7 protein-coding genes are annotated in these 8,046 nt (G+C 59.1%); 3 read left to right on the forward strand and 4 right to left on the reverse strand.

Annotation, left to right across the window (positions count from 1 at the left end):
* A partial coding sequence (locus Q0288_RS11895) for a GGDEF domain-containing protein (protein WP_299430680.1) occupies positions 1-394 on the forward strand: 394 nt, incomplete at its 5' end.
* On the opposite strand, the gene Q0288_RS11900 is transcribed toward Q0288_RS11895, so the two are convergent.
* From Q0288_RS11900 to gmk, 4 genes are all read right to left on the reverse strand, one after another.
* On the reverse strand, positions 389-1,009 hold the full coding sequence (locus Q0288_RS11900) for a MarC family protein (RefSeq protein WP_299430682.1): 621 nt from the start codon (positions 1,007-1,009) through the stop codon (positions 389-391). The genes Q0288_RS11895 and Q0288_RS11900 overlap by 6 nt on opposite strands.
* A 123-nt stretch (positions 1,010-1,132) precedes the next feature.
* Positions 1,133-1,591: an arginine repressor gene (gene argR, locus Q0288_RS11905; RefSeq protein ID WP_299430684.1), complete on the reverse strand. Its 459-nt coding sequence runs from the start codon at positions 1,589-1,591 to the stop codon at positions 1,133-1,135.
* Positions 1,592-1,759: 168 nt separating this feature from the next.
* Positions 1,760-2,068, reverse strand: coding sequence for a DNA-directed RNA polymerase subunit omega (rpoZ, locus tag Q0288_RS11910; protein WP_299430686.1), 309 nt, complete (start codon positions 2,066-2,068; stop codon positions 1,760-1,762).
* Positions 2,069-2,120: 52 nt separating this feature from the next.
* The gene (gmk, locus tag Q0288_RS11915) at positions 2,121-2,798 is read right to left on the reverse strand and encodes a guanylate kinase (RefSeq protein ID WP_299430688.1); all 678 of its coding nucleotides are present in this window, start codon (positions 2,796-2,798) and stop codon (positions 2,121-2,123) included.
* Positions 2,799-2,942: 144 nt separating this feature from the next.
* On the opposite strand from gmk, the gene Q0288_RS11920 reads away from it, so the two are divergent.
* Together Q0288_RS11920 and Q0288_RS11925 are read left to right on the forward strand one after the other, a co-directional pair.
* The gene (locus Q0288_RS11920; protein WP_299430690.1) at positions 2,943-4,403 is read left to right on the forward strand and encodes a glycoside hydrolase family 13 protein; all 1,461 of its coding nucleotides are present in this window, start codon (positions 2,943-2,945) and stop codon (positions 4,401-4,403) included.
* A gap of 497 nt (positions 4,404-4,900) precedes the next feature.
* The gene (locus Q0288_RS11925; RefSeq protein WP_299430692.1) at positions 4,901-7,927 is read left to right on the forward strand and encodes an adenosylcobalamin-dependent ribonucleoside-diphosphate reductase; all 3,027 of its coding nucleotides are present in this window, start codon (positions 4,901-4,903) and stop codon (positions 7,925-7,927) included.
* Positions 7,928-8,046 lie beyond the last annotated feature (119 nt).

Genomic DNA, 8,046 nt, shown 5'->3' on the forward strand with positions numbered 1-8,046 from the left:
GGAAGAGAATTTCACCAAACTCAAAGCCCTGGCCGAACGCCTGGATTTTCCCCTGACCCTCATTTACTGGGACATGGATGAACTTAAGCGCCTCAACGACCAGCACGGCCATGCTGCAGGGGACTGGGCCCTTAAAATCTTAGCCACCGCCCTCCGTAGCGCGATTCGTCAGGACGACCAGGCTTTCCGCATCGGCGGCGATGAGTTTGTGAGCCTGCACCTGGGCCTGGCGCTCTCCGGGACACCGGAGGTCATACAGCGGGTGCGCTCGGAAATCCATGTTACGGTGAGTGCGGGAGCGGTCGAAATTTCGCCACGCATGGACTTGCGGGCCGCCCTCGAGCAAGCCGATGCGGCGATGTATGCCGATAAGCGCCGAAACGGAAAATTATGAAAGCTCGAGCAGTACCCGCACCCCATCGGCTATATATTGCACCGCCAGGGCTGCCAGCAAAATGCCCAGCACACGGGTAATCACATTAATCCCGGTGCGTCCCAGCGAACTCGAGAACTTGAGCGCGGCCCTGAGCGACCAGTAGGTGAGGAACAAAACCATCGCAGCCATTCCCAGCACCAGTACAAACCCCCCAATCCCACTGGGGGCCGTCCCGGCCAGAATCAGAACCCCCGCCAGGGTGCCCGGCCCAGCAATCAGGGGAATGGCCAGGGGGAATACCGAGATGTCGGCCCTGGCTTGCGACTCGGCATGCTCCTCATCGGTCTCGCGCTCGAGCTGGGCGTTGATCATATCCAGGGCAATCTTGAACAAAAGCAACCCCCCCGCCACCTTCAGCGCCTCGAGGCTGATGTCCAGGTAGTGCAAAATTATCCCACCCAACAAAGCAAAAGCCAACACCAGGACTCCGGCTACCAGGGTTGACCTGAGCGCGATGCGTTTTTGCTCTTCGTAACTGCGCGTCCCCACCAGGGCCAGGAATAGCGGAATCAGGCCGATGGGATCAATCAGCACGAACAAGGTCAGGAAGGCCTGGAGGGCGAATTCAACCATTGCGGGTCAACCTTTGTTTGATGGAAGCGAGGTGGGCGAAAGACAGTTGGTGCTGGCGCGATGCGGTTGGCCTGCGGTGTGCAACCGTCTTTTCACCGGCCTCAATTCTCTGACTTTTAGCGCTCAGGTTAGCAGCTCGTCGAACTCTTCTTGTAAGGCTTCGGCATCTTGAACCGTGCGACCCACCACCAGAATCGAGTCTTCACCGGCAATCGTGCCTACGATGTCGTCCCGGCGCAGCCGATCAATCAACAGCGCAATGCCCGAGGCGTGACCCTCTGAAACTTTGATCATCAGGATGTTCTCGCCCCGATCTATATCCCGCACAAAGGTACGAAAGATGCGCCGAAGCTCTTCCATTGCGTCTTCGGTCAGATCCAGCTGGGCCAGGGCATATTTATGTTTCCCCCGTCCCAGAGGAACACGCACCAGACGCATTTCGTTGATATCGCGACTCACGGTGGCCTGGGTCACGTCATGGTTCATTTTGCGCAGCCGATCAACCATTTCGGCCTGGGTGGATATGCTCTCTCGGCTAATGATTTCCTGGATCACTCGATGCCGCTGTTCTTTGCTTGCCATAGAGACTGCTCCCTGAGTTCCGGTTTGTGATTATACAGGGTGTATATGCAGTGCTCCAAGTTGGATACACATACAATAGGGTTGATTCCCACGTTTCCCGCTTAACCCGCCCATGCATGAAGATGCGGGCCGACCAGGGCCAGCCCGCCCCCCTGGTTCCAGAGCCGATCAATCGGCGGGCTCGATAACCTCACGGGGGTACATCTGATCGAGGAATTTGGCCAGGCGATCTTCCGCGACCAGGCTTTCGCCGGTCTGCAGGCGGCGGGTCTGGAGTTCTTTCATGGCCCAGGTCACCGCATTGGGATCGGGTCTCTCGCCCTCGAGGGTGCGCATACGAGGCAGCTCGCTGTTGTCCAGAACGGTGTTTTTGAAGTCGTAGCGCAGAAGCTGCTGGGCGCGCTTTGCGGTCACGACCGTCAGGCGGTACTTGGAGTCGGTCAGGGCTAAAAGGGTGTCAATGCCGGGTTCTGCCATAGGTCTACCTCTGCAACTAGTCTCCGATTGTACATCAGAAGGTGAGAAATGTTTACTTGCCGCTTCCCTGCCCGCCCGCTTCGCGCCGTTTGCGCTCCAATTCGTCGAGTTCGATTTCCAGAGCCGGGTCTACCGAGAGGGCCCGGGCCAGCGCCTCGCCCATGCGGGGCTGCAGTAATCGCTCGGCCTGAATAATGGCGGCAAAATCGGACACCGCCTTGTCGAGCTGGTCGTTTACCAACACGTACTCGAACTGGTCGGCCATGCGGATTTCTTCCTCGGCCCGCTTGAGTCGCTTGTGGATTTTGGCCAGGCTATCGGTTCCACGCACCAGCAGCCGGCGGCGCAGCTCCGAGAGCGAGGGTGGAATGATAAAGACCAGAACGGCTTCCGGCATGGCTTGCTTAACCTGCAATGCCCCTTGCACCTCTATTTCAAGAATAACATCATGCCCTTTGTTCAGGGCTTCTTCCACCGGCTCCCGGGGGGTGCCATAGTAGTCGTCCACGTACTGCGCCCACTCCAGAAAACCCTTTAGAGCAATCTTTTGTTCAAACTCGGCCTTGCTCACAAAGTAGTAGTCCATCCCGTTGCGCTCACCTACCCTGGGGGGGCGGGTGGTCATCGAGATGGAGTAGTACATACGGTGATACTCCAGGAGCCTCCCCCGGATGGTGCCTTTGCCCACCCCCGAAGCCCCAGTCATGACAAATAGATTCCCACGCGGCATAACTGGGGCATCGTATCAGAGCCGATGGCTAAGTGCTACCCGCCCTTCATATAACGAATTCGAGTTCACTTACACTTGAGATTTTTGCATTAAGGTTTAGACTGACTCCTGGCATCGTGCAAGCGTTTTCATGCAGGAGTTTGAATGACACCAGAGTGGGTTAAGGACGCAGTTTTTTATCAGATATTTCCGGATCGTTTTCGTATAGGAGAAGGCCCCCCAGCCAACCCGGCTCCGGTGCACAGTGGATTTGAAGCCTGGGATGCCAAGCCCACCCTGCGCGGTTTTAAGGGGGGCAACCTGTGGGGCGTGATCGAGAAGCTGGATTACATCCAGGAACAGGGCTTTAACGCGCTCTACTTATGCCCAATTTTTAGCTCGACTGCCAACCACCGTTACCATACCAGCGATTACTTCCAGGTAGACCCGGTGTTGGGAGGCAACACGGCGTTGCACCGTCTGGTTGAAGAGGCCCACCAGCGCGATATACGCGTAGTACTGGACGGCGTGTTCAACCACTGCGGGCGGGCCCACTTTGCTTTTCAGCACTTGTTGGAAAACGAGGCCGCATCACCCTACCGGGACTGGTTCCACGTCTACAGGTTTCCCCTCAATGCCTACTCCAAACACGCCAACTACGCAGCCTGGTGGAACAACCCCGAGTTGCCCAAGTTCAATACTGCCAACCCCGAGTGCCGCGAATACCTGTTATCGGTGGCAGAATACTGGTTCAAGTACGGCATAGATGGCTGGCGACTGGATGTGCCCAACGAGATTGACGATGACAACTTCTGGCGTGAGTTCCGCCGCCGGGTCAAGGCCCAAAACCCCCAAGCCTATATTGTGGGCGAAATCTGGGACGATGCCAGCCGCTGGCTGCAAGGCGACCAGTTTGATGCGGTGATGAATTACCCGCTTGGGCGCGCCATTTTGGGGCTGGTGGGGGGCGATACCCTCGACAAAGACCTGGCCGCCAGAAGCGGCCTGGGGCGGCTGGAAAGTCTGGGGGCCATGGCCTGCAACAACCGGCTCGAGGACTTGTTTGGTCGCTACGACTGGGAAGCCGTGACTTCACAAATGAACATCATGACCTCGCACGACACCCCCCGCATTTTTAGCATCCTGCGGGGCAGTATAGAGCGGGTGCAACTGGCATTTGCCATGCTCTTCACCCTGCCAGGGGTGCCGACGGTCTACTACGGCGACGAGGTGGGTATGGCTGGGGGCCACGACCCCGATAACCGCCGGGGGATGCTTTGGGACGAAGCGCTGTGGCAAAAGCCCCTGATGCGGACCCTCCAGCAGATGTCATCCCTGCGGCAGTCGCTGCCGGTGTTGCGCTATGGCCGGTATCACTACCTGTATGGTCAGGATGGCCACCTGGCCTTTGCCCGCACCCACGGACAGTGCAGCGTGGTCGTGACCATCAATGCCTCCCCCGAATCCTGGCGAATTGATATCCCGCTTCATGGAGTCTGGCCCCGAGGCGAGCAGGCCGTAGATTTGCTCTCGGGTAAGGCGGGCAGGTGCGTGGGAGGCTATCTCGAGGACGGCATTCTGGAGCCGTTTTCCCTGGCCGTCTGGCAGACACAAGAGCAGGATTGAAGGCCCCAGAGGCTGATCGGAGAGTGGCGGGTTGCAAACACTCAACCTTCGAGGACTCCTGGCCCACTGGCCCCCCGAGCAGGCGGATTTCAGAGCGGTCCATACTGCCAGCAAAACATAATCCCTGTGCGACGTCTTGGTTCAGGCAACAGCCTCCTTCTTTCTGAAGACCGCTCTTAATCTTCCCGCGCCGGCCTTGATGTAAAACGGCCCGCCCTTACTGCCAGTCCAGGTCTCGAGGCTGTTTCTGTTCAGGGCAGAAGGGGCTCTGATCGATCTACTACTTATAGTGGTAATTTATAAATATACCCCCATATATTTGGACTCGAGGCTTGATTTTATCTGGATACCTGCAGTATTCTGTTTTTATCCGAACCGATGGGTTTACAAAACCTCTTGTCAAAATTGCACAACAGGTAGTAGCATCTAACGTGGAACCCCCTATATCTTGTGCCACTACGGTGGCCGGGGATATCTGACTCAAATTGGAGGACACCATGAATCGCTTCACGACCACACTTTTTGATGACCACGCCCAGGCGATCGCCAGGCGTCAATACCTGCAACCCGGCGACGGGGACGTGTTTGGAATGTTTCGTCGTGTGGCGTCCTGGGTGGCCTCGCCAGAAAAGTCCGAGCAGGAGAAACAATACTGGAGTGAGCAGTTCTATCAGTTGATGGCTTCCAGACGCTTTTGTCCTGGTGGGCGGGTGTTGGCGGGTGCGGGTACCCAGCACGGTAACGTGCTCAACTGCTTTGTGCAGGGTGCAACCGATAGCGACCCCAGCAGCTTCGATGGGGTGCTGGAGGTGGCGACCAAACTGGCGCTGGTCACTAAAGTAGGCGGCGGCAACGGGGTCAACCTCGACCCCTACGTCTCGCGCAAAAATGCTGGCCTACGCGGAACGGTGCGGGGCTTCGCCTATATTGCCGCCGACCATGCCGATGTTGAAGACTTCATTAAGGGAATGATGCGTCCGCCCATCAACCCCGACGGCGACAAGGAAAACATCACTGTGCGCAACTGGACGCGGGTCGTCTACGGCCTTCTGAAGCCCGAACTGGCCGCGCTGGCCCGGCGCAACGGGGTCATGACCGTGCGGGATAAGCCCAGCGATGTGCTGATCGTGCCCGACGATATGCGCGGCATCATCGAGGCCGCCAGGGCCGCCCTGAGTCTGGTCGCGAAGGGCCAGGAACCCCACGTAGACTTCAGCAGCCTGCGCCCCGAGGGGGCCGAAATTAAGGGCAGCGGAGGCACCAGCAGCGGCCCGGTGAGTTTCCTGATGGAAATTTTTGACAACTTCCTCGAGTGGGCCAACCTCGGGGCCGAAAAAGCGGGCCCCGTGGCAACTCTTCGCTATGTCTACGCACCGGTGCTGCGGGTGGTGCGTCAGGGTGGAACCCGCCGGGGGGCCGGGATGGCCACCATCGCCATTGACCACTCCGATCTGCTGGATTTCCTGACTGCCAAAGACCTGGATCGCGAGGCCAGCGAGGGAGACATTTCCACCTTCAACATCTCGGTTCTGGTGACCGAATCCTTCTGGAAAGTACTACTGGACGATGGTCTGTGGGCTGTCGAGCCTTCGGAGGTGCCGGGGAAGTACTATCCTTACCCGGTACAGGGTCACTACATCGGAGCGCTGCCCGACCTGCCCGAACGCGCCCAGGATGGAGCCCGCCCCATACCGGTTTATGCAGGTAAAGTGCCCGCCCGCTGGCTCTGGCACGAGATTGCCTGGCACGCCTGGGCCACCGGAGAGCCGGGTCTAATCTTCGTGGATCGCATTAACGACTTTTCGGCCCTCAAAGACCTGGGCCCGCGTTATGCCATTCGCTCTACCAATCCTTGCGGCGAAATCCCCCTTACGGTGGGTGAACCCTGCGACCTGGGCGCCATCAATCTGGCAGCCTACGTGGAAAGCGGTGAGTTTAACTACTACGCCTTCCGCCAGGATGTGCGAACCGCCATTCGCTTTTTGGACAACGTTTTGGACGTGAATGTGTTTGCCCTGGAAGACAACCGCACCGCCTCGCAAACCCTGCGCCGCCTGGGTCTGGGGGTGATGGGCCTGGCCGATATGCTCATCAAGATGGGCCTGCCCTACTCGTCGGAAGCGGGCCGCCAGGTGGTGGCGCAGGTGATGAACGTGATGCGCGAGGAGGCGGTGGCCGAATCGGAGAACCTGGGGCGGGAGCGGGGGGTCTTCGAGGTCTACCAGAAGAACCAGGCTGCCTTTACGAAACTGGGCATCCGTCCCCGCCGCAACGTGGCGGTGTTGACCGTGGCCCCCACCGGCACCACCAGCATGTTGATGGGCGTTTCCAGCGGCATCGAACCAGTGTTCTCGCCCTTCATGTGGCGGCGCATCGGTGGGCAGTACAAGGCCCTGTTACACCCTTTGTTTGTGGAGATGATGGAGCAGTTTCCAGCAAATGGGCCATTCGCGACTGCCCCCACCCCCCAGTCCCTCTCTTCCGAGGGGGAGGGAGGGCTCGAGGTGCGGCCCGTCTGGAACTGGGACGCGATTATCGAAGCCATTCAGGCCAACCACGGCACCGTGAAGGGCCTCGAGGGCATTCCCAGCGCCATTGGCAACGTATTTGAAGGGGCCCACGACGTGCCGCCGCTGGATCACGTGCGGATGCAAGGGGTGGTGCAGACCGCCTTCGACGCCGAGGGCTACGCGGCCAACTCGCTCTCCAAGACCATCAACCTGCCCAACCAGGCCACCGTGGCCGATGTGGAGGCGGCCTACACCGAGGCCTATCTGACCGGCTGCAAGGGCATCACGGTCTACCGCGATGGCAGCCGCGAGTATCAGGTGTTGTCGGTGAGCAAGGAAGAGAAAAAAGACGACGCCGAAGGCCAAAAGCCAAAGGCCGAGGGCAAGAGCGAGGAGACCGTGGCAGTGCAGCCCGCGCTGCTGGAGGTTCCTTCCAGCGCCCAACCCGCTAGCCCCGTCTTCGAGCGCACGGGCCGCCTGGTGGGCTACACCGACATGGTCAAGCTGACCAACAGCGACGGCACCCGGCGGGGCTTTCTGGTGACGGTGAACATGCAGGGCGAGCACCCGGTGGAGGTGATCCTGACCTCGGGCAAGGCCGGCGACGAGGCCAACGCCGACAGCGAGGCCCTGGGCCGCATCATCTCCAAGGCCCTGCAATACGGGGTGCCGGTGGCCGAGATGGTCAAAACCCTGCGCGGCATCAACGGCGGCCTGTATGGCAGCTACCAGGGCCGCTTCGTGACCAGCAAGGCCGACCTGATTGCAGTTGCGCTGGAAACCACCAGCAAAATCCAGATCGCCGAAGGCGAACGCAAAGCCGCCCAGATGCCCCCGGACGAGGGCATGGTACCCCAGGCCATGCAGCGGGCCATGACCGCACCCATCCAGAACATCCAGCCTCTGAAAGGCAAAACGGGACTCGGCAGGTGCCCCGAGTGCGGCGACGAAAACCTGGTGCGCGAGGAAGGGTGTACCAAGTGCTATAGCTGTGGTTATAGCAAGTGTGGGTAGGTAACACTAAGCGGAATCATCCGCACCGTAAACACACGTTACCAACAAAAAAGGCCTGAACGCAGTGAACTTACCCCGAATTGAGTCAGTAGCGGTTAAGCCTCCAGAATAGGAGGCAG

Origin of the sequence: uncultured Meiothermus sp. (assembly GCF_937863175.1) — a bacterium.
Taxonomy (GTDB): domain Bacteria; phylum Deinococcota; class Deinococci; order Deinococcales; family Thermaceae; genus Meiothermus.